Origin of the sequence: Halalkalibacter lacteus (assembly GCF_036663595.1) — a bacterium.
GTDB lineage: Bacteria > Bacillota > Bacilli > Bacillales > Bacillaceae_D > Halalkalibacter > Halalkalibacter lacteus.
In genome coordinates, this window is record NZ_JAWRVL010000046.1 from 1 (window position 1) to 19,823 (window position 19,823).

Genomic DNA, 19,823 nt, shown 5'->3' on the forward strand with positions numbered 1-19,823 from the left:
TGGAGCCTAGCGGGATCGAACCGCTGACCTCCTGCGTGCAAGGCAGGCGCTCTCCCAGCTGAGCTAAGGCCCCAATAGATTATAGAAAACTAGCAAATTCCTAATCTCACAAAAAAACCCTAACTATCATTGCGCTGAAACACGTAACAACATGTTCAACATAGGAACGAATAAACATCGCTAACATCACAGCCTGTTTTTGACCCAAGGAGATCAATTTACCATAATAACGATCAAATGACAACAAGTAATTTAAAAATATGTTTGAAATTTATCATGAACGAACGATAGATTAAGGTGTTTTTCATATTATGATGTCAAGCTAACTATCCGTAAAGAAGACAAAACATTATGGAATAACGGCTTTGTCTTCTTTTTAAATAAGGGAAAATCATGGCTTGAAAGCACTTTATATCCGCAGTTTTCCAAGTTTAATTCCCGTTAGATAAGATAAAATAATGGAAACGCCAACTATCCCACCATCCATAACATTATTAGGCACAAGAAATATTTCAATTCCCACTGCCATCAGGACTGCACCTAAGATGACAAAAAATGTCCGCTTCAGTATTTTTCCTTTTTTCTTTTTTCCTGTTTGTGAATTTCTTCTTTGACTTGTTTGGTTAGCTGCTCCGTTTTCACCTTTTCAGTAGCTTCGATTATTTTGCTTGCCTTTTTTCGTGTATTCGTGCTTAAAGAGTTACCCTTCTTCAAGAAATTCATAAATGTTTTCATTTCAAAAAGGTCCAATAATAATTGCATATTTCTTGCTGAATTTGTAAATCATACTTTAGAGGTGATTTCATGAATAAAGATTTAAAGCTCACATCTGCTGAAATAGGGACTTTGTGGGCGCAATTTGTTAATGGATCAGTGGCCAATATTGTAAATACGTATATGTTATCCATTATAGAAGATAAAAAAATAAGAACTCTTTTTGAAGAGGCAATAAAGATATTTGGAAAACATAAGCAACAGATAACTATGTTCATTGAAAATGAAGGATTTCCAGTACCGATTGGATTTACTGATACAGATCTTAATAAAGGGACAAAAAGATTATTTTCGGACATATTTTGTTTACACTATTTACACGTAATGACGCTACATGGTTTATTAGGCCACACAACATCGCTTAGTGCCTCTGTAAGAAAGGATTTACGATACTTTTATGATTCCTGTGATAATGACGGAAAAAAAATGTACCATCAAACGATTGAATTACTTTTAGAAAAGGGACACTTTCAAAGAGATCCTTACTTTTATCCTAATGCAAATCCTGAATTTGTTTCGGGTCAACCATTTTTAGATGGCTTTTTTGGGGACAAACGACCTTTAACCGCAACTGAAATTATTGGTCTTTCATTTAATATAAAAAAGAAGATAATGGAAAAAACCCTTTCGATTGCCTTTAGCCAAGTTACTCAATCAAAAGAAGCGCGAAAGTTTTTAGAAGCCTCTGCCCAAAACGCAGATGAGCAAATTCAAGCGTTAGGAAAAATACTACATGGAGATCATTTACCGATACCAATGTCTTGGGAATCAGAAGTCACAATCTCTCGAGATTCTCCTTTTTCAGATAAGTTAATGTTGTATCATATTGGATTCCTATTACAAACCTCACAAGCCTATCATGGAACAGGACTTGCTTCAGCAATGCGAACAGACCTTGTAATAACGTACGAAAAAATTATATTAAAAAACCTGATGGTGACAAAAGAATGGTTCCATATTATGACGCAATATAAGTGGTTAGAACAGCCACCACTTGCACCAAATAGAAAAAAGATTGCAAAAGACACATAATGTACCAAACCGCACCTTTCATACATGGGAGGTGTTTTAGATTTAACCAATCATTCTTCGTTCACGCTCCATTTTTTTATTGTGTTTGGCTTGCTTAATGAGGTCAGAAGGAATGAGAAAGAATAAGAAGAGCACTAGTATAATAGAATCGCTACGATATTAGCGTTTTGAAGGGCCTCTTTTATACAGAAGAATCCCGCCTTTGCTAATACGTTGTATACTCCATGTATTCGGCTTTGTCGATAATGATTATGCCGAAACTGATTCACAAATCGTGTATAATTCATGATGGGTGATATTATGAAGAACACGAAAGTATGGTGGGGCATTGCTGTTGCTTGGTGCATAGCCACTGCCGTTGCGACACAACAACCTTTTTTCACAGGGGATTCGACCGAAGAGTTATTGAGCAATCCCTTTTTCGATTCAGCTATTTTAAATTACATTGCTAGAAAATGCGTGCATGTTACGGCGTTTGGCTTATTAGCATTATGGTTCTGGCTCGCTTTACGTGGCAAACAGCATCGTTACGCCCTTGCCTGGGGACTCGCGACTTTATACGGCGCCATTGATGAATGGCATCAGTCATTTATCCCCGACCGATCTGGGGCGGTGACAGATGTTTTGATCAATTCATTCGGTGCCTGTCTGATGTTAGCCATTGTGTATTCGGTCACAAGAAAAAGGCAGGTCTCTCATAGATAGAGTCCTGCCTTTTCGCCTGTAATACGTCAAAAAAGCGACTTATTTGTAGAAAGATTGCTCTTTATAATGAAAGCGTTTTCAATTATAATGTGTATAGTACTTCTAATCTAATAGGAAAAGAGGATGCATAGATGGAAAACGAAAATACGTTTTTAACAGGATTAGTATGGGGAACGTCGTTAAGCATTCCTTTATGGCTATCTTTTATCGGTTGGATTAAGTGGTTTTCTATTTTCATCTCCTAGACAGTAATAATCAGATTACTAGTATGCAGGAAAAAGTACTCAATCAAGCAATTCTTTTTTAGTAGAGATTGTTCACTAGATCTATTAACCCATTAAAAAAATCCTATGTGTGTTCTTGATATAGAACGACATCCATTATATAATAGAAATGTTAATATAAGAGAGATTCTTCAGTCTTTTACATGTTTCCTGTTATATTTTTTCGGAATATTCCATTAGTTAGAGGTGAAGATCATAAGATGATATCCACTAATTTGCCTTTTTATCAGCTATTTGCGGATAAGTAAGTAGATAATGAAGCCAACAACTGGGAAGAACAGGGTTGCTACTAAACAAAGCAAGCTATACTCTTTGCTGTTCCCTTGCCTGATTGAATCTCGATAGCACCAGATACTTGTGATAATATTTAAAATAAGACCACCGAAAATAACCAGTAAAAAAAGCAACATGACGATAGATCCTTCTACCATAGGATACTCCTTTCAATTGGGGGCAGACCCCACTTTACATCATCATAGTACGATAGCGAGGTCTGACCCCGCTATTCATTTACATACATTTGCACATGTTCGCGCATCTGTTCCGTTGTACTCCCGTTGATGAGGGAACCACCTGAATCAGCCATTGGCATCATCCGATACACATCGTTTTCAAGCATGACCAAGGTCGGTTCGATGTGCGGGGTGTGAATTTCCACTACCTGCTCGTCCCCTTTTATAGTTTTCGTTACCTCGATCGTGCCAACTCCGCCAATATCGGTATACTCGAAGTTTTGACCCGAAAAGAAATTTCCTAAGGAATAAAAAACGTATGTCTCTTGACCATTTTCTTGTTGCAAATGGTCAATCGGTTGCAATACATGAGGGTGATGTCCGAAAATAATATCGGTTCCGGCTTCCGATAAGTGCTGTGCGAGTTCACGCTGCTCGGCATTTGGTTCGCGAGCATACTCGTCTCCCCAGTGCATATGAACGATAACAATGTCCACTTTTTCACGGAGTCTTTCCACATCTTGCTGCATCCGCTCTCGGTCAATTAAGGCGACAATATCTTCATGTCCTTCTGGGATTGGAATGCCATTTGTACCGTACGTGTATGCCAACACCCCAAGAGTTATATCATCGACAGCGACGATACGATCCTTCTCTCGATCAGGCGTATCACGATAGACACCAACATAATCCATGCCGATTTCATCATAGAAATCGAGCGCACTTTCTACTGCTTTTACCCCTCTATCTAACGTATGATTATTCGCTCCAATAACCATATCCACACCTAACGTTTGCAAATTGCTCACGATCTCTTGCGGACTATTGAAGGAAGGATAAGTTGATAAACCGATTTCCACACCTCCTGGCATTGATTCTTGGTTCGCCATTAAGAAATCGGGCGCTGCAAGTAATGATTCGACCTCTTGCAACATCGGCATGAAATCATAGCCACCCTCGGTTTCCGCTGGTACATACACACGTTCATGCAACAGTACGTCTCCGACTGCACCAATCGTAATTGTTGTTTCAGTCCGCTCTTCTTCGACTGGTCCAGGTGCCTCTTGTCGGACGAATTCTGCATCAATTTGCTCAGGGTTCGACTCAACTGTGATTTCTTGTTGTTGGCAGCCGATTATTGTCAGTAGCATTGCTACGAAAAATAACATTCTTATAGTCATACGATCACTCCGATAAATAAATAGATTATGAAAGAATAAGCCTCGTATAGGCTCTTCGTTCTAGTATACCATAGGAATAATCGCGATGGCTGCTAGCTTTACTGCATTAATGCAGTAAATGGGGGTCTGACCCTTTTTCTAATTTTACGGATAGTATATTTGTTTATTTGGGAATGCTACCTACATCTTACTAAACAAAAAAAGGAGTACGAAAATAATGTGGAAGAATATCTTTTTCTTACCTAACCGCAAAATGTACCTTACCTTGCTTCTTCTTTTTTCATTCCTTTCAACAACAGCTCACGCTCAAGAATCAAAGCTAGCAGAAGCACCGATCATGATTGATGACAAACCTATTACTACAAAATACATCATGAGAGAAGGACATTTGCTTGTTCCAGCCCTCTTTCTAAAGCATACGGGGGCGTTCGTTGATTGGGACGAACAGTACCGTTCTGTCGTATTTCGTGTTAGAAATACGATGTTTGCATTACCTATAGGCAAAAAGTATTCTGATGATTATGTCAGAGGTACATGGCAACGACACTCTCTTCCAATTGAAACGATTGATTTTAATGGCGAACCGTTTGTACCTATCGTGAATGTAGCTAGGAAATTAGGGATGGATGTACGGTATGACGCGACTTTGGCACGTACGTTTATTACGACTAATTTTGAGATTAAGCCAAACCTGATCGCACATGGAAACATGACAGAAAAACTTGTTGCTTTAACTTTTGATGATGGTCCTGAAAGTCGCTACACCCCACAAATTTTAGACATTTTAAAAGCAAAAGGAGCACCTGCGACATTTTTTGTAATGGGAAAGCAAATAAGACAGTTCCCTGAAGAAATGAAACGAATTGTCAACGAAGGCCATGGTATTGCAAACCATACATGGAATCATCCTGATCTTAGGCGTGTATGGTCGTCGAAAGTAAGAGAAGAAATACAATCAACACAAGCCGAAATGGCGAAAGTCGTCGGAAAAAAGCCTGACTTATTTCGCCCTCCCTTTGGTGCGTACACCAAATCAGATATCGCTATTTTTAATGAAATGGGAATGAGAAACATCATGTGGTCTGTTGATACACTAGATTGGAGCGGCTTATCTGGAGATGAAATAATAGCTATTGTAAAACGCGACATTTCCCCTGGTGGCATCATTCTCCAGCATAACTTCCAAGCAGAGACTCGCCTTCTAGACGGGACAGTGGAAGCATTGCCGCAAATAATTGATGATTTACGGGAAAAAGGATATAAATTCGTAACTCTTCAAACGCTATTAACGAATTAGAAAAATTAAAGAAATAGAGCTTGGGATCCTCCGAGGCTCTATTTCTTTATTTGTAAGGGGACTGACCCCCAAAATGAGAGCTACCACCCTACTAAATATTCTTTTGTATTTGCTACCATTTCATCAAAGAGGTCTATTATTTGTTCTGGACTGAGGCTGCTCAGCAATGGCTCTTGATCAAATGCTTGAAGCGCTAAGTCTTGATCTTGTTGAATAGCCGCTTCCAGTGTGGTTTCTTGATTATAAATATGGCGTATAACCAAATTGTTAATAGAACTTGGTAACTCACCGGCTAAAGCACAACAACGTTTGGTTTCCAGCTTTCAAAAACGATCACGTCACCATTGGGACAAGGAACCTGTCCCTAGCAACTCAATCACCGCCCCTAAATCCCTCGCCGCCCTCTTCATATTTTCATACCCAGACTCCAGTGCTTCCTCAAGCGTGACGACCCCCGGAACAATACTAAAGACAGCGTCAATTCCGTGGTCATACACATTCGTATAATCATGAGTCAGACTGCCAGCTAAAGCAATAACAGGGACTTGATACTTTTTAGCTGTACTTGCAACGCAGATCGGGGTTTTCCCGTGAATCGTCTGGTGGTTGATGCCCCCTTCACCTGTGATCACGAGGTCGGCATCGCTAACTTTTTGATCTAAGTTTACTGCTTCAATCACTAAGTCACCGCCGCGTTTTAATTCTGCTGATAAAAACCCAAGCAGCCCTGCTCCTAACCCGCCTGCTGCACCTGCTCCAGGTACATCTTTAATTTCTTTTCCTACATCACGTTTAATGACATATGCGTAGTGAGCCAAATTCGCATCAAGCACTTTAATTTGTTCTTCTGTTGCTCCTTTTTGAGGACCGTAAATAGCAGATGCTCCTTTTGGGCCTGTTAATGGATTGTTAACGTCACACGCTACATCAACACTGACCTCTTGAAGGCGCTTATCAAGCTGCGATAGATCAATGCGTGCAAGTCTCGCAAGTCCAGCTCCTCCAAACGGAATCTCGCTGCCATCTTCGTCTAATAGCTTTCCGCCTAAGGCTTGAACCATTCCAGCGCCACCGTCATTTGTAGCACTTCCACCGATTCCAATAATAATTCGCTCCACCCCCTGGTCGAGGGCAACCGAGATCAATTCTCCTGTCCCAAACGTTGTCGCTACCATTGGATCTCTTTTCCCCATCGGTACAAGCTCAAGTCCTGATGCAGCAGCCATTTCAATCGCCGCTGTCTTTCCGTCTCCTAACAGTCCATAAAAGGCTTCTACCTTTTCCCCTAAAGGTCCAGTTACCGTTGCATATTCAATCGTTCCACCTGTTGCATCAACTAACGACTGTACCGTCCCTTCACCACCATCAGCCATTGGCACTTTGACGTACTCAACATGTGGCAGCACTTCCTTCAGTCCTTCTTCTATTGCATTCGCAGCTTCTAATGCTGTTAAACTTTCTTTAAATGAATCTGGTGCGATAACAATTTTCATGTGGAACTCCTCCCTTGTTTATAAAAATAACTTAAATACGCCAAAGATTAATGTTGAGACAATCGCAATCGTTAAGCCGACAAGTGACTCATAAGGAATCAATTTAAGACGCTCTTCGAAATACATCAAGACACTTCCTGCTGTAGCATGGAAGAAGCTTCCGTGCGGTAAGTGATCTAGAACCGTTGCCCCTGCATGAATCATCGCAGCACCTGCAAGACCAGCTACTCCTAATTCAATGAGAGTCGTACTAAATACACTACTTGCAACTGCTGCCCCTGCCGTTGTAGATGCCGTTGCAGCAGACATGAAGATCCCTGATACCGGTGCTAATACAAATGACGGTAAGCCTAGTACATCAATTCCATCTATTAAAACATTTCGCAAACCTGAGTTTGAAATAATTCCAGCAATCGTTCCTGTCCCTAGAAGTAACACAGCGACTCCAGACATTTTATTTAAACCAGATACAATGAACGTGTTCACTTGCGAGATTTTCCCCATTACTAACGCTCCGACAAGCCCACCTGCAGGTAACGCAAGCATTGGATCAATGACAATGTCAAATAACGGACGCAGCGCAAGGAGAATTATTGTGACTAGTGGTGCAATGATCGCGAGCCTAAATGCCGGTAACTTTTGATCATTGTTTTGAGTCAATTCTTCTAATGAAACCATCGTTCCTTTGTTTACTAGTCTTTTCGCAATAACATAAGTAACAAGCAAGCCGCAGATCCCTGGGATAATACCAGCTGCCATGACAGACGTTAACGGAACTTCAAACGCCTCAGCAACGGCAATTGAGTTTGGGTTCGGTGACATAATGTTTCCGGCCTTCCCTCCCCCGATCATCGCTAGCAAAATAGCAGTCTTTGATAGATTGGCACGACTAGCAATCGCTAATGCAACAGGAGCCACCGTAATAACTGCTACATCAACAAACACACCAACAGCTGTTAAAGTCATCGTTGCAATTGCTAGTGCAAACAATGCTTTCTTCTCCCCCAATTTCTTAACAATACTTTCAGCTATCGACGCTGCTGCTCCTGACTCAATTAATACACCCGCAAGGACACCGGCTGCTAAAATCCGAAGAACGGCGGGTATGATGCCTTGGGCTCCCCCCATCATTAAGTCAACGGTTTCTGTTACTGACGCACCACCGACTAAGCCTCCAATCATCGCACCACCAACTAACGCGTAGACAGGCGGTACCTTTCTAAATATAAGAACAATAGCTAATACTAAACCAACAATGGCGCCTAAAGCGCTTACTTGAACATCCATCTCTGTTCCTCCTCTGATGTCACGAAATCATAACTGTATTGTAAGCGCTTTAGGTTTTTAGATCATTGTTCAGACGAACAAATAAAACCGCTAACATTTGGTTGTTTTCTGTTCATCGGACCAACTTACTTTTTTCGACTAGTAAACTTATCAATAATGATAGAGAGATACAATTCAAATAAATCTTTGTAGTTTCTAGGGTCTTTCCCGGTGATCTCTTTTATTTTTTCTAAACGATATTGAAGGGAGTTTCGATGGATAAACAGCTCGTTTGACGTATTGATCGCTCTGCCGTTCTGATTAATATACACTTCTAATGTCCTTTGAAGGTCCCCTAACCCTTCTCCTTTTAACTTGTTGATGACTTCAATAAAAGGATTATCCATTGATTGAGCAAGTTCATTTATGAAAACATACTTCGAGAAATCTTCATATAATAAAAGACTTTGCTCTAAAACTAATTTCTCCCCTATGACAAGCGTGTCCTGCGCTTCTTTATAGGACTGATGGAGCTTTTTGAACGTTGAATAATAACTTCCTATCGCCAATTTGACAGATGGATCAATTTTTTGCAGCTGGGAAAGCCAAATCCGAATCGTATTTAATGTACGCTCCTTCTCCCAATCCTCATTTGTAATAGCTACTTTCTTCAGAATAACCATTTCTCCTGTATAGGTTTTACCCGTTAGATCATCTTTTTCCTTCATTTCTTGAATCTTTTGCTCAAGCTTCTGGTTCCTATCTATCTGTTGAGAACTACATTTAAAGACGATGACCACTCTTGGAACCATTAAATCAATTTGTAAGGACTTGGCCTTTTCAAAAACTAAGCTTTCTCCGAGGTTATTCCCGTTAATTAATTGGTGAACTAGTTCTTCTTTAATTCGTTCATCTAACTGTAGCTGTTTTTGAAGAAACGCCTGCTCAATGATCATTTCAGTCGTCATTTTGACTAACTGGCCATATCCCCTTGTCACTTCAGGGTCACCAGTAATCCCCACAACCCCGACCACTTCGCCTTGAAAAACGATCGGTAAGTTAATCCCTTCTTTGACACCATCCCAGTTCTGAGTGTCATTATGATTAATCTCAATAATTTCTTTCCTCTTTAACACTTCACTTGCCACTTCATGTTTGGTCAAAATGCGCCGCCTGTCACCAGACCCAATGATTCTCCCATCCTGATCCATAACGTTAATATTATAAGGAAGAATCGCCATCGTTCGATCCACTATTTCTTGGGCCACTTGTTCCGTTACGTACATCGCCATCTTTTCGTATCCTCTCTACCTAAATTTCTGCTGTCATTGTATAAGAAAAAACCTATCATATAGACAGGTTTTTGACCATGAATTCAACTTAGTTTGAAAATGAGTTATGACCTATTACTTCTCCATTCTTGCTTCGAATTCTTGATAATGGATTTATGGAGATGAGTTTAAATGAAACACCGCTTGCCCAAAGAAGCGCTTGGATGGAAGATTGGGAAGCACGAGCACCGTCCCCATGCTTCCGTTGAAAAAGACCTACCGCCATTAAGCGGTAGGTCATATATTAGAAAGATAAATTAGTTAATTGCTTCTTCATCTTCCTCATCAGTTAACTCGTCTCCAGTTTCCTCGTCTAAGTCAACATCAATTTCTTCTTCTGTTTCTAATTCCTCATCTAATGCTGGCTCTTCTTCTAATCCTGGCTCTTCCATTGCCGGCTCTTCTTCTAATCCTGGCTCTTCCATTACTGGCTCTTCTTCTAATGCTGGATCTTCAACTGCTGGTGCATCGTCTAGTACTGGCTCCTCTTCTGCTGGCTCTCCACACGCTGCAAGTAGACCTAAAGTTAAAGCAGCAACTGCTGTTGTTGTTAAAAATTTCTTTTTCATTTTCATTACCCCCAAATATTTTTATGACTAACTAATAAATCTTGGCTTTCTGTTAGTCTTTGTGTATCTTAGCAAGAATATTCATTTCCGTCTATGAATTGCGTCCTTTTTCTGCATTGTCTAACTACCTTCACAACTTATCCCATATTATTACACAACAATGTCAATATTTGGGACTAACTTCCCTTATTTCCTCACTCTACATCCACTAAAAGAGCTTCTTATAAAACAAGAAGCTCCTTTGTAGTATATCTAATTTCAGCATTTTATTTCGTCAATTAATTATTACTCGGTAACGAGCAGCCTTGTGTTATTCTAGATTATTATTTATTTAACGGCAAATGTGATATCTGTTTCGCAAGCAACTTCCCCATTCACCGTCGCAATCGCATGTCCTTTTCCGATTGGACCTTTTAAGCGAACAATTTCAACTTCTAAACGTAGCTGATCACCAGGTTTGACCTGCTTTTTAAACCGGCAATTATCAATTCCAGCAAAAAATGCGAGCTTCCCGCGGTTTTTTTCTGGTTTTAAAATTGCGACTGCACCAACTTGAGCTAGCGCTTCCACAATCAAAACTCCAGGCATAACGGGATAGTCCGGAAAATGCCCGTTGAAAAACTCTTCGTTAACACTCACATTTTTTAATCCAACCGCACGCTTTCCCTCTTCTAGTTCCTCGATTCGATCGACTAATAAAAATGGATAGCGGTGCGGAATAATTTCTTTAATCTCTTCAATCGTTAGCATGTTAGTCATCCTTTCAAGTACGTATGTGCCTTCATTATAGCACAAATTTAGGCAAGAAATGACAAGCCCTGCTTGATGTCTAATCATATTAAGGCTGTGTTCTAAAAAGCCCTCAAGCCAATGAGTGAAACGACTGCATGATTGTCAGACTGCTGTAAGTGTTTTTTGAACTACCCGCCACTTATCGACCTTGCGATCTGATTGAAGTGGGGGATTCCTAAGAAAACCAGTATAACCACCAGTTATCGATTAGGCTATCCCCGTAGTCCCTACGGTTAGAAGCCTTACAGCTTCATTTCTAAGATTTAATCCTGCGTTACTATCGCGGTCATGGAATGTCTTGCAAACGGGACATTCCCATTCTCTTACCCCTCGTTCTTTTACGTCTTTATTTTTGTATCCGCAGCACGAACAAAGTTGAGAACTAGGGAAGGTTTTGCTTACCTCGATGACTGTTTTTCCGTACCATTCAGCCTTGTATTTTAGCATTGTCTTGAATTGATACCAAGATACATCAGCGATGGATTTAGCACGTTTCTTGTTCTTCATCATATTCGATACTTGCAAACTCTCTATTCCGATTACATCGTGGTTTTTGATGATGGCGGTAGAGGTCTTATGTAAGAAATCTGTACGCTTGTTTTCAATTTTTTCGTGAATCCGAGCAACTTTTATTTTTTGTTTAAGCCAGTTCTTTGAACCAATTACACGTCTTGACAGTATTTGGGCGACACCCACGTACAATCGCAAAAAAATTCGAGGCTACGTTTCGCCTCGAATAAAGTCTATAATATGATACCATGTCTCAGGTCTAATCACTTCAGCAGGATCATGACCACCAATGACACCAAACCCAAACATTAATCCTAAAATTAAACTGCCACCAATTAATACAATTGCGATCAAAATTCGCAACCAGATCGGGATGAGGCGCAACCGCGGTTTCGGTGTACGCTTCTTCCCCCTAGCTTCGCGCGTTTTTTTCTCTTCTTCTGTCACTTCTTGCTGTTCAACTGGCTTAGCAGCAAGCGAGCAAGCATCACCTTGCTTGATTTCTTGCAAGTTTGAGCGAGAGTCCTCTTCTTTTGCCCGCTCTGCCTCCAACGTGTTCGAATCGTTCGGCCCTAGTTCAGTTGGCTCGTCTAACGCTTCATCTAAAACGTCTGTATCCTCTAACTGATCGACAGAGTCGTTTTCTCTCGTGCCTTCATCTGCTCGGGTGTTTGTTTCTTCAATTAGCTCAGATTCTATTTTTTGGCTTCTTTTGTTTGATCCGTTATCCATCGTTCTCTCCTCAAATCTGTTCAGCCTGTTCATGCTGATCGTTCTAACTTCCTAGGTCGTTTATCTACGAAGGCCGTTGATGAGGCCAGACATTTTATCTGCCATTGATATCGATCTCGAATTGAATTGGTAATGACGTTTCGAGAAAGATTAATAGTTTGAATGTTTAAAGGAAGATTCATTCGATTTCCTGTTTCATCTAAAACAAAATCACCATTTTTTGTAACAATCGTTAAAATCTGATCATCGCTTTGATGAGCATGGTAGGGAACGCCCTTAGGGATGCTTGGTCAGCTTTAAAGCCAGGGGTGTTTGCATTTGCAACGTTGTTTGTCAACATTTCCTGGCGTTGTTGTTGTGCAATCATTCCCGCAGCAGCACCGTACATTCCACGAAGCATGTCCATTCCTCCACTATATTATCTTACTTATGTTTTCTCAAAAAAAGAGTGTTGCAATGGCTTCGTAGTTTCACCAAAAAGGAAAACTTCCCTTTTGATGAAACCATTTAAATCCGAACTTTTCTAGCCATTCGGTCTAAGTTTTCTAGAAGAATACCCGTTCCTTTTGCCACACAGTGCATTGGTTCTTCTGCTACAAGAACAGGAACCTTTAGTTCTTCGGCAAGTAATAGGTCAATTCCGTGTAAGAGCGCTCCGCCACCAGTTAAAATGACACCACGGTCAATAATATCAGCCGAAAGCTCAGGCGGTGTTTGCTCTAATACTTGTCTGGAAGCTTGTACTATATAGGAAACAGACTCCGTTAAGGCCTCTTCAATCTCTTTTGAGTGTACCGTAATTGTTCTTGGAAGTCCACTGACCATGTCACGTCCGCGAATGTCAATCTCTTCCTGTCGTGCACCCGGAAATACTGTTGCAACTTGCACTTTAATATTCTCTGACGTGCGCTCACCAATTAACAGCTTGTACTTCTTTTTGATGTATGTGAGAATGTCTGAGTCAAAGCGATCACCGGCTACTTTTATGGAAGAGGCGGTGACGATATCACCCATCGAAAGAACAGCAACGTCTGTTGTTCCACCGCCTATGTCTACAACCATGTTCCCACTCGGTTGGAAAATGTCCATTCCAGCTCCGATTGCAGCAACTTTTGGTTCTTCTTCCAAAAATACATTTTTCCCACCGCTTTTCTCTGCAGCTTCCCGAATCGCTTTTTGTTCAACCGACGTAATATTGGTTGGACAACAAATTAAGATTCTTGGCTTTGTGAAAAGACTTTTGACGTTAATCTTGCCTAGGAAATGTTTCAGCATTGATTCAGTCATCTCAAAGTTTGCAATGACACCGTCCTTCATAGGGCGGAGGGCAACAATATTTCCCGGTGTACGTCCAACCATGCGGAATGCTTCTTCCCCTACCGCAAGTACTCGATTTGTTGTAGTTTCTACTGCAACTACTGATGGTTCATTTAAGACGATCCCACTGCCTTTTACATAAATGAGAACATTCGCAGTACCTAAGTCTATTCCTATATCGCGACCAAACATGATTCTTTTGCCTCCCTGTTTTCCGAACATGATCGTGTACAATTATTACGATTTACCTAATTTTATATTTTATCACAGAATGTTCTCACAGGGATCACTTTTTTAAAAAATTGTTACATGTTTTGACAATTAGTTTCTAGACTTCGCAATTGGTTGAGCGGGTTGGTCTTGTGACTTCCTATACTTGACTTTCGTTGCTTCTCCACCACGCAGGTGCCGAATCGACTTATGATACTCAAGGATCTCCTTTACTTCATTTGCAAGTTCAGGATTAATTTCGGGTAATCGCTCTGTGAGGTCTTTGTGTACGGTACTTTTCGAGACTCCAAATTCCTTGGCTATTGTTCTCACCGTTTTTTTTGTCTCGACGACATACCTACCTATCTTGATGGTTCGCTCTTTGATGTAATCGTGCACACGACTCGCCTCCCTAAATCTGTGTTGGTGATTGGTACAGTTTATTAGGGGGGTTGCTTAGATATACCATATTCTTGTAAGGACGAGCGCGACTTTTCAGAATTGTATGTTTTTCTTAGACGAATCACTGATCTCTATTAGGTCTGCAAGCGTGTGTTTGCCTCGATTTTCAAGGTGGTATAAAAGCTCACAGAAAAGATGTGCGGTCGTCATGGCATCACCTAATGCTTGGTGCCTATCATAGATCCTCGTGTTAAATTGACTCGCGTATATCTCAAGATCAAGCATATGCCTTGAGGGGCTTACATAGCCAATTAAATCAAGCGTATCGATACAGATTGGCATGTCAATCCGGTACTGATGCCTCCCGAGTTCTTTTTTAATGACGAGTAGGTCAAAACTCACATAATGTCCGACCCAGATCGCTCCGTTTGCTGTTTCTTTGAATGCTAGAAATGCCTCAATCGCTGCGAGTGATGTCGGGGCATGCTTAATTGTTTCCATGGAAATACCGGTTAACTCTTGTATGGAAGCCGGGATGTCTCTTTCTGGATTCACATGCATTTGAAACGTCTCTTGTTGTACTGTCTTCTTTTTTACTAGAACTGCCCCAATCTCAAGCAAGCGGTCTGTCGAACCAACTGCAAATCCTGTCGTCTCCGTGTCAAAAACCGTAAACGTCAAATCGGAAATCGGCGTGTTTAGCGGTGTATCCCGGTTCCCACGCCATCTTGGCAGCAACGACGGCCTCTTCCATAACATCGCTTCACCCCCTCTTCTTTTGGGGGTCTGACCCCTTTCGCAGATAATTGATAAATTTCCTCTTTTATTGTGTTTTCGCTGTTATATTAAGAAATTCACTGTTATATTTGCGATTTCGCTGATAAAATCTGATTATCGCGATTACAGTAATGCGTCTGACTCTTGTTCTCTACATTCAAACTCAGCATAAAAAGGAACATATCATCTCTCCGCCACAGTCTGACCCCGCCCCTTCCACTCACACGCCTGCCACCACTTGATTCTGCAGTCCACGGATCGTTTTTAGCGCAATGAGCAATTCTTCTTTGTCTTTTGAGCGTAGATGCGTGAAGACAACTTCGCTTGTCGGTTCTACTCCTAGCATATGAGCATTCCAGGCGGATTCAACCCTGATGCGGAGAACGACTTCATAAGCAAAGTGTAAAGCGTCTACGGTTGCTTCTGATAGAACATTGCGCTCTGTGAGCATAGCCATTTGCTCAAGCGGCTTTCCTTCGATGATTCCGTGCTTAGCACAAAGAAGCTGCAAACAGTGGTGAAGCGGGAACAACGCATGCATTTTCAAATCAACGGTTTGGCGCTTGATCCCAAACAAGGCACGGATCAGGTGATCAAATGTCGGCACAGGATGCTCTTTTTCCATCTCCGCCATGCGGAATAAGAAAATACGCGAGGATCTGAGCTGCGCTTTTACAACACCAACGAATTGATCATGCAACGCCTCGTCTCCATATAAAAAGCGAAACGATAGAAAATTATGAGCAAACAGCAAGTTCTCATTTGTCGCTCGTAAGCCCCATCCTCTCAGGCGCTCCTGCCACTCGGTTACCGACCCTCTCCAAAGAGCAACACTTGCCATCATCTTCCCCTTGCACCTCTCATACCCTGCCGCCTCTAACTGACTAACAATCTCGCAGCCTAGTTTTTGAAAATAGGTTTGAACTTGTCCCCGGTTTCCTCCATTACTATAGACGAGAAAATGATCCTGATCGGTCAACATAAACTGCTCACCGCGGCCGCCACTTCCCATCATGTACCAAGCAAACGCTACAGGAGGGGCACCGTACCCTTGTTCACGTAACGTCTTCACCGCTAGTTTGACGGCATGTCGTACGAGCCGGTCATACAGTTTTGTCATGACATCAAGTGTATGAATAGTCGGAATGCCGTCTTGAATGAGGTTCGCTAACACCTCATACATGGCTGGCTCAAGTTCATGAATCGTCTCTGTCGTCGACTCTTCGACGGTTTGCACTAGTTCCATCGTGCCCCGGTTTTTTTTGCGTAATAAATCAGATAAGGTGACCATTCCAATAACCTTTCCACCTGACATGACCGGCAAGTGCTTCACTCCGTTCATGAGAAAACTCGACATCGCTTCGTAATAATAAGCATCCCGGGAAATAATGAATGGGTGTGGCGTCATAATATCCTTTGCCATCACACCAACCCCTAACCCCTTCGCAACGACACGCTCAACAAGATCTTTTTCAGTAATGATGCCAATTAACTGATCCCCATCATTTAAAACAACGACCGAGCTCGTTGCGTTTTTCACCATTTGGCTCGCAACGTCTTGAACATCTTCTTCCATATCGACGATCACAACAGGCTCACTCATCACATCGTGAACACGACGAATAAACGGTTCACTTTCACCCCATTTAGTTGCAAGCTGTACTTGTTCAGCAAACGATTCGTAAAGATCTTGCAGCCGAATGACTGCTTGTTGCATAATAAATTCCCGAACAGCCGGGTCGATCCACCTCGCTTGGATGACACTGTAAGGAATATGAAGGCAATACGAGTCCTCTAGTGCGCAAACCTCAATTGCAAAACGATGGGGGTTTTCTTTTCTTCCTTCGATAAAATCAGCTAACCCAGAAAATCCAATCATGTCGTTTGTTTGCAACACTTCCAGGACCTCCTTCTGGTCATGCTGCTTCTCGTCGCCAGCTGCGACAAAAACTTCTGCCATCCCGTCTAGGATTAGCAGAAGTCCGTCTCTCGGTGCCTTTTTGTAAAGTACCGTCTCCAATTTTTTATACGCTTTTACTTCGCACGCCTGCATGTATTCATGAAACGTAGACTCACTTAGTCCTTGAAATAGCGGATGCGTGCGAATATGAGCGCGAAAATTATTTTCCAGCTGACTCATCCATCCAAACCTCTCCATCACGGTAGGTCATTTGTTCAGGATAGCGGAGGTCGACGACTTCATCTTGCAATTTCTGTGATGGTGCTGCTGTTAATTTCGATACAAGGATCGTCACAAGTAAGTTAATTGGTACCCCAATTAAACCCGCTCCTGTATCTTGGATACCAAAAATTGTAATCCCACTTCTTGCAAAAAGAATGTAGCCAAGTGTTACCACGAGTCCGGTTAACATCCCAGCAATTGCCCCTTGCTTGTTGCAACGCTTCCACCACACGCCTAGAAGCAAGACAGGGAAGAATGTACCACCAGCAAGGCCAAATGCCCAGGCGACAATTTGTGTAATCACACCAGGAGGATTTAATGCAACCGCTCCAGCTACAACTGTTGCAAGCACAATCGCCCAACGACCAGCAGCGAGTCGTTTGTTATCACTTGCATTCGGGTTCATCAAGCGGTAGTAAATATCATGAGCAAACGATGACGAAATCGTAATCAGTAGACCACCAGCTGTTGAGAGCGCCGCTGCCATCGCACCAGCTGCAACCAAGCCGATCACAAACACGCCTAGATTCGCAATTTCTGGTGTCGCCATAACGACAATATCATTTGAAATGACAATTTCAGACCATTGCAAAATGCCATCGCCATTCGTATCTGCAAGCTGCAACAAACCAGTGTTAACCCACGTCTCGGTCCAAGCTGGAAGCTGATTTAGTGGCTGGCCTGCCACACGAGTCATTAAAATGAAACGAGAGAACGCCGCATAAGCAGGAGCTGATAAATATAAAAGAGCGATAAAAACAAGTGCCCACGCCCCACTCCAGCGAGCCGCTTTCATCGTTGTTACCGTATAAAAACGAACGATCACATGCGGAAGTGCCGCTGTCCCAACCATTAATGTGAACATTAAGGCAATGAACTGCGCTTTTTCACTATTGGCAAACGGAGCAAAGTACTCCGAGATCCCTAATTCCCGGTCGAGTTCACCAAGCTGACTGACGATGTTTCCATACGTTAGCCATGGAAGCGGGTTGTTCGTTACTTGAAGAGACATAAAGACAATCGGAATAATATAGGCCAAGATTAAAATCATGTACTGTGCTACTTGCGTCCACGTAATTCCCTTCATGCCACCAAGTGTCGCATAAATCGCGATAACGACGACGCCAATCATTGTTCCATACATCGCTGGAATGCTCAAAATCCGTCCAATTACCACACCTGAACCAGCTAACTGGCCGATAATGTATGTAAAACTAATAATGATCGTCGCAATTGCGGCAATGAGTCTAGCCGCATTGCTATCAAAGCGGTCCCCAATAAATTCAGGAACGGTATATCGTCCATATTTCCGAAGCTGTGGGGCGAGTAAGAAAGTAAGAAATAAATACCCACCAGTCCAACCCATAATATAGGCCAAACCGTCATATCCAAGAATCATCACCGTTCCAGCCATCCCAATAAAGGAGGCAGCACTCATCCAGTCGCCCCCGATCGCCATTCCGTTCCAAAACGGCGGAACACCGCGGCTTGCGACATAGAAATCAGACGTTACTTTTGCTCGGTTATACACCGAAATCCCAATATAAAGGCCAAATGTTGCCAAAATAAGCAATACTGATACAATCGTTTGTTGATCCATCATATTTACCCCCCGTCAATTCGCTATTACTTTTTCTCCATTTCTTAGTGATCCAACACCTTACCTGAACTCACCCTTGTATTGTGTTCTTCATCAATACCAAACTTTTTATCAATTTGATCACTAATAATAGCGTTTCCGAATAATAAAATAACGAATGCTGCGACTGCTCCCTGTGCGCCCATGTAATAATGTGCCGGCATGCCCATAATTGTAAAATTAGCAAAATACTCAGCAAATGCCACGACACCAAACGACACCAAGCCACCAATGATTAAACAAATAACGACGAGCATCGTACGAGCACGAAAATAAGCATCAGCAACACTTTTATCAATCTTTTTCACAACTAACTCCTCCTTTTTTGAAAATCTTACAAGTGACATACTAGTTACCTACGCTAGGCGTATTCCTCCTTCATGTAGTAAACCCGTTTCCAACATTTCCACTATAGGCATACTGAATAGTCGGTTTGTCGTAGGCTCGTCTTCATCGTTTTCTACTTTAAGGCTACCTCAGTCCAAAAATAAACTTAACGGTCTCAAAGAAACCGAGTGGCACCATCGCGATCTGGATCAACATATAAGCAAAAATCGAGACAAACGGGACAGACATAACCAAGGGCTTTTTTAACCGAAATGCAAAAACAATCGATAAGAGTGTAATTAACAAAAAGACGTAAAGCATCTTCACCCCTCCTGCGAACTTTTTTGTAAGCGCTGTCATAACTTGTCGAAAACTAATGTGTTTTACACTGTTGTATTGTTCTATAACACATTATTTCAAATTTTCTGATTTATGTCAATATTTTCTATAAGCATATTTATCAACAAACTATGAAACGGCTCCGCTCATTGCTTCGAGGTTGTTCCAAAAGGGAAATACGCCCTTTTGGCCTTTGAAGTGGCAATGGCTTC

Annotated in this window: 19 protein-coding genes, 1 tRNA gene and 3 pseudogenes; 3 read left to right on the top strand and 20 right to left on the bottom strand. The window is 41.8% G+C overall.

Annotated elements, in window-relative coordinates; translation table 11 throughout:
* Nucleotides 1-73 (bottom strand) — tRNA-Ala (locus SAZ04_RS20165).
* A gap of 351 nt (nucleotides 74-424) precedes the next feature.
* A pseudogene (locus SAZ04_RS20170) lies at nucleotides 425-571 on the bottom strand (YitT family protein); the annotation flags it as partial.
* A gap of 233 nt (nucleotides 572-804) precedes the next feature.
* Between SAZ04_RS20170 and SAZ04_RS20175 the strand changes: the two are divergent.
* Nucleotides 805-1,806: a DUF3231 family protein gene (locus SAZ04_RS20175; RefSeq protein WP_332698829.1), complete on the top strand. Its 1,002-nt coding sequence runs from the start codon at nucleotides 805-807 to the stop codon at nucleotides 1,804-1,806.
* 300 nt (nucleotides 1,807-2,106) lie between these two features.
* A complete protein-coding gene (locus SAZ04_RS20180; protein WP_332698832.1) occupies nucleotides 2,107-2,511 on the top strand; it encodes a VanZ family protein in 405 nt (134 codons plus the stop codon).
* 514 nt (nucleotides 2,512-3,025) lie between these two features.
* Here the strand turns inward: SAZ04_RS20180 and SAZ04_RS20185 are convergent.
* Complete coding sequence (locus tag SAZ04_RS20185) at nucleotides 3,026-3,226, bottom strand: PLDc N-terminal domain-containing protein (RefSeq protein ID WP_332698835.1); 201 nt, start codon at nucleotides 3,224-3,226, stop codon at nucleotides 3,026-3,028.
* Nucleotides 3,227-3,297: 71 nt separating this feature from the next.
* Nucleotides 3,298-4,428, bottom strand: a complete 1,131-nt coding sequence (locus SAZ04_RS20190) for a CapA family protein (RefSeq protein ID WP_332698838.1) — start codon at nucleotides 4,426-4,428, stop codon at nucleotides 3,298-3,300.
* 217 nt (nucleotides 4,429-4,645) lie between these two features.
* On the opposite strand from SAZ04_RS20190, the gene SAZ04_RS20195 reads away from it, so the two are divergent.
* A complete protein-coding gene (locus tag SAZ04_RS20195) occupies nucleotides 4,646-5,725 on the top strand; it encodes a polysaccharide deacetylase family protein (protein ID WP_332698841.1) in 1,080 nt (359 codons plus the stop codon).
* 80 nt (nucleotides 5,726-5,805) lie between these two features.
* Here the strand turns inward: SAZ04_RS20195 and SAZ04_RS20200 are convergent, their stop codons facing one another.
* The 16 genes and pseudogenes from SAZ04_RS20200 to SAZ04_RS20275 all read right to left on the bottom strand — a co-directional run bounded on the left by SAZ04_RS20200 (nucleotide 5,806) and on the right by SAZ04_RS20275 (nucleotide 19,593).
* Nucleotides 5,806-6,045 (bottom strand): family 4 glycosyl hydrolase, encoded by a 240-nt coding sequence (locus SAZ04_RS20200; RefSeq protein ID WP_332698879.1) that lies wholly within the window; start codon nucleotides 6,043-6,045, stop codon nucleotides 5,806-5,808.
* Between the two features lie 18 nt (nucleotides 6,046-6,063).
* On the bottom strand, nucleotides 6,064-7,218 hold the full coding sequence (locus tag SAZ04_RS20205) for a glycerate kinase (protein ID WP_332698844.1): 1,155 nt from the start codon (nucleotides 7,216-7,218) through the stop codon (nucleotides 6,064-6,066).
* Nucleotides 7,219-7,236: 18 nt separating this feature from the next.
* On the bottom strand, nucleotides 7,237-8,505 hold the full coding sequence (locus tag SAZ04_RS20210) for a GntP family permease (protein ID WP_332698847.1): 1,269 nt from the start codon (nucleotides 8,503-8,505) through the stop codon (nucleotides 7,237-7,239).
* A 125-nt stretch (nucleotides 8,506-8,630) separates the two neighbouring features.
* Nucleotides 8,631-9,776 carry a sugar diacid recognition domain-containing protein gene (locus SAZ04_RS20215; protein WP_332698850.1) on the bottom strand — a complete coding sequence of 382 codons (1,146 nt, stop codon included), beginning with the start codon at nucleotides 9,774-9,776 and terminating at the stop codon, nucleotides 8,631-8,633.
* A gap of 296 nt (nucleotides 9,777-10,072) precedes the next feature.
* Nucleotides 10,073-10,384 (bottom strand): hypothetical protein, encoded by a 312-nt coding sequence (locus SAZ04_RS20220; RefSeq protein ID WP_332698852.1) that lies wholly within the window; start codon nucleotides 10,382-10,384, stop codon nucleotides 10,073-10,075.
* Between the two features lie 327 nt (nucleotides 10,385-10,711).
* The gene (fabZ, locus tag SAZ04_RS20225) at nucleotides 10,712-11,134 is read right to left on the bottom strand and encodes a 3-hydroxyacyl-ACP dehydratase FabZ (protein ID WP_332698855.1); all 423 of its coding nucleotides are present in this window, start codon (nucleotides 11,132-11,134) and stop codon (nucleotides 10,712-10,714) included.
* A 249-nt stretch (nucleotides 11,135-11,383) separates the two neighbouring features.
* Nucleotides 11,384-11,860, bottom strand: a pseudogene (locus SAZ04_RS20230) (RNA-guided endonuclease TnpB family protein); the annotation flags it as partial.
* Nucleotides 11,861-11,896: 36 nt separating this feature from the next.
* On the bottom strand, nucleotides 11,897-12,418 hold the full coding sequence (locus SAZ04_RS20235) for a DNA-directed RNA polymerase subunit beta (protein WP_332698858.1): 522 nt from the start codon (nucleotides 12,416-12,418) through the stop codon (nucleotides 11,897-11,899).
* A gap of 244 nt (nucleotides 12,419-12,662) precedes the next feature.
* Nucleotides 12,663-12,818: pseudogene (locus SAZ04_RS20240) on the bottom strand (flagellar basal body protein); the annotation flags it as partial.
* Between the two features lie 107 nt (nucleotides 12,819-12,925).
* Nucleotides 12,926-13,927: a rod shape-determining protein gene (locus tag SAZ04_RS20245; RefSeq protein WP_332698861.1), complete on the bottom strand. Its 1,002-nt coding sequence runs from the start codon at nucleotides 13,925-13,927 to the stop codon at nucleotides 12,926-12,928.
* A 129-nt stretch (nucleotides 13,928-14,056) separates the two neighbouring features.
* Nucleotides 14,057-14,344 carry a sporulation transcriptional regulator SpoIIID gene (gene spoIIID, locus SAZ04_RS20250; RefSeq protein WP_332698864.1) on the bottom strand — a complete coding sequence of 96 codons (288 nt, stop codon included), beginning with the start codon at nucleotides 14,342-14,344 and terminating at the stop codon, nucleotides 14,057-14,059.
* A 96-nt stretch (nucleotides 14,345-14,440) separates the two neighbouring features.
* The gene (locus SAZ04_RS20255; RefSeq protein ID WP_332698867.1) at nucleotides 14,441-15,106 is read right to left on the bottom strand and encodes a 3'-5' exonuclease; all 666 of its coding nucleotides are present in this window, start codon (nucleotides 15,104-15,106) and stop codon (nucleotides 14,441-14,443) included.
* A gap of 238 nt (nucleotides 15,107-15,344) precedes the next feature.
* Complete coding sequence (locus SAZ04_RS20260) at nucleotides 15,345-17,264, bottom strand: DUF294 nucleotidyltransferase-like domain-containing protein (RefSeq protein WP_332698870.1); 1,920 nt, start codon at nucleotides 17,262-17,264, stop codon at nucleotides 15,345-15,347.
* Nucleotides 17,245-18,906, bottom strand: a complete 1,662-nt coding sequence (locus SAZ04_RS20265; RefSeq protein ID WP_332698882.1) for a sodium:solute symporter family protein — start codon at nucleotides 18,904-18,906, stop codon at nucleotides 17,245-17,247. Before SAZ04_RS20265 ends, SAZ04_RS20260 begins: the two co-directional genes overlap by 20 nt.
* 44 nt (nucleotides 18,907-18,950) lie before the next feature.
* Nucleotides 18,951-19,253 carry a DUF4212 domain-containing protein gene (locus tag SAZ04_RS20270; RefSeq protein ID WP_332698873.1) on the bottom strand — a complete coding sequence of 101 codons (303 nt, stop codon included), beginning with the start codon at nucleotides 19,251-19,253 and terminating at the stop codon, nucleotides 18,951-18,953.
* A 163-nt stretch (nucleotides 19,254-19,416) separates the two neighbouring features.
* Nucleotides 19,417-19,593 (bottom strand): hypothetical protein, encoded by a 177-nt coding sequence (locus SAZ04_RS20275; RefSeq protein ID WP_332698876.1) that lies wholly within the window; start codon nucleotides 19,591-19,593, stop codon nucleotides 19,417-19,419.
* Nucleotides 19,594-19,823: the final 230 nt, after the last annotated feature.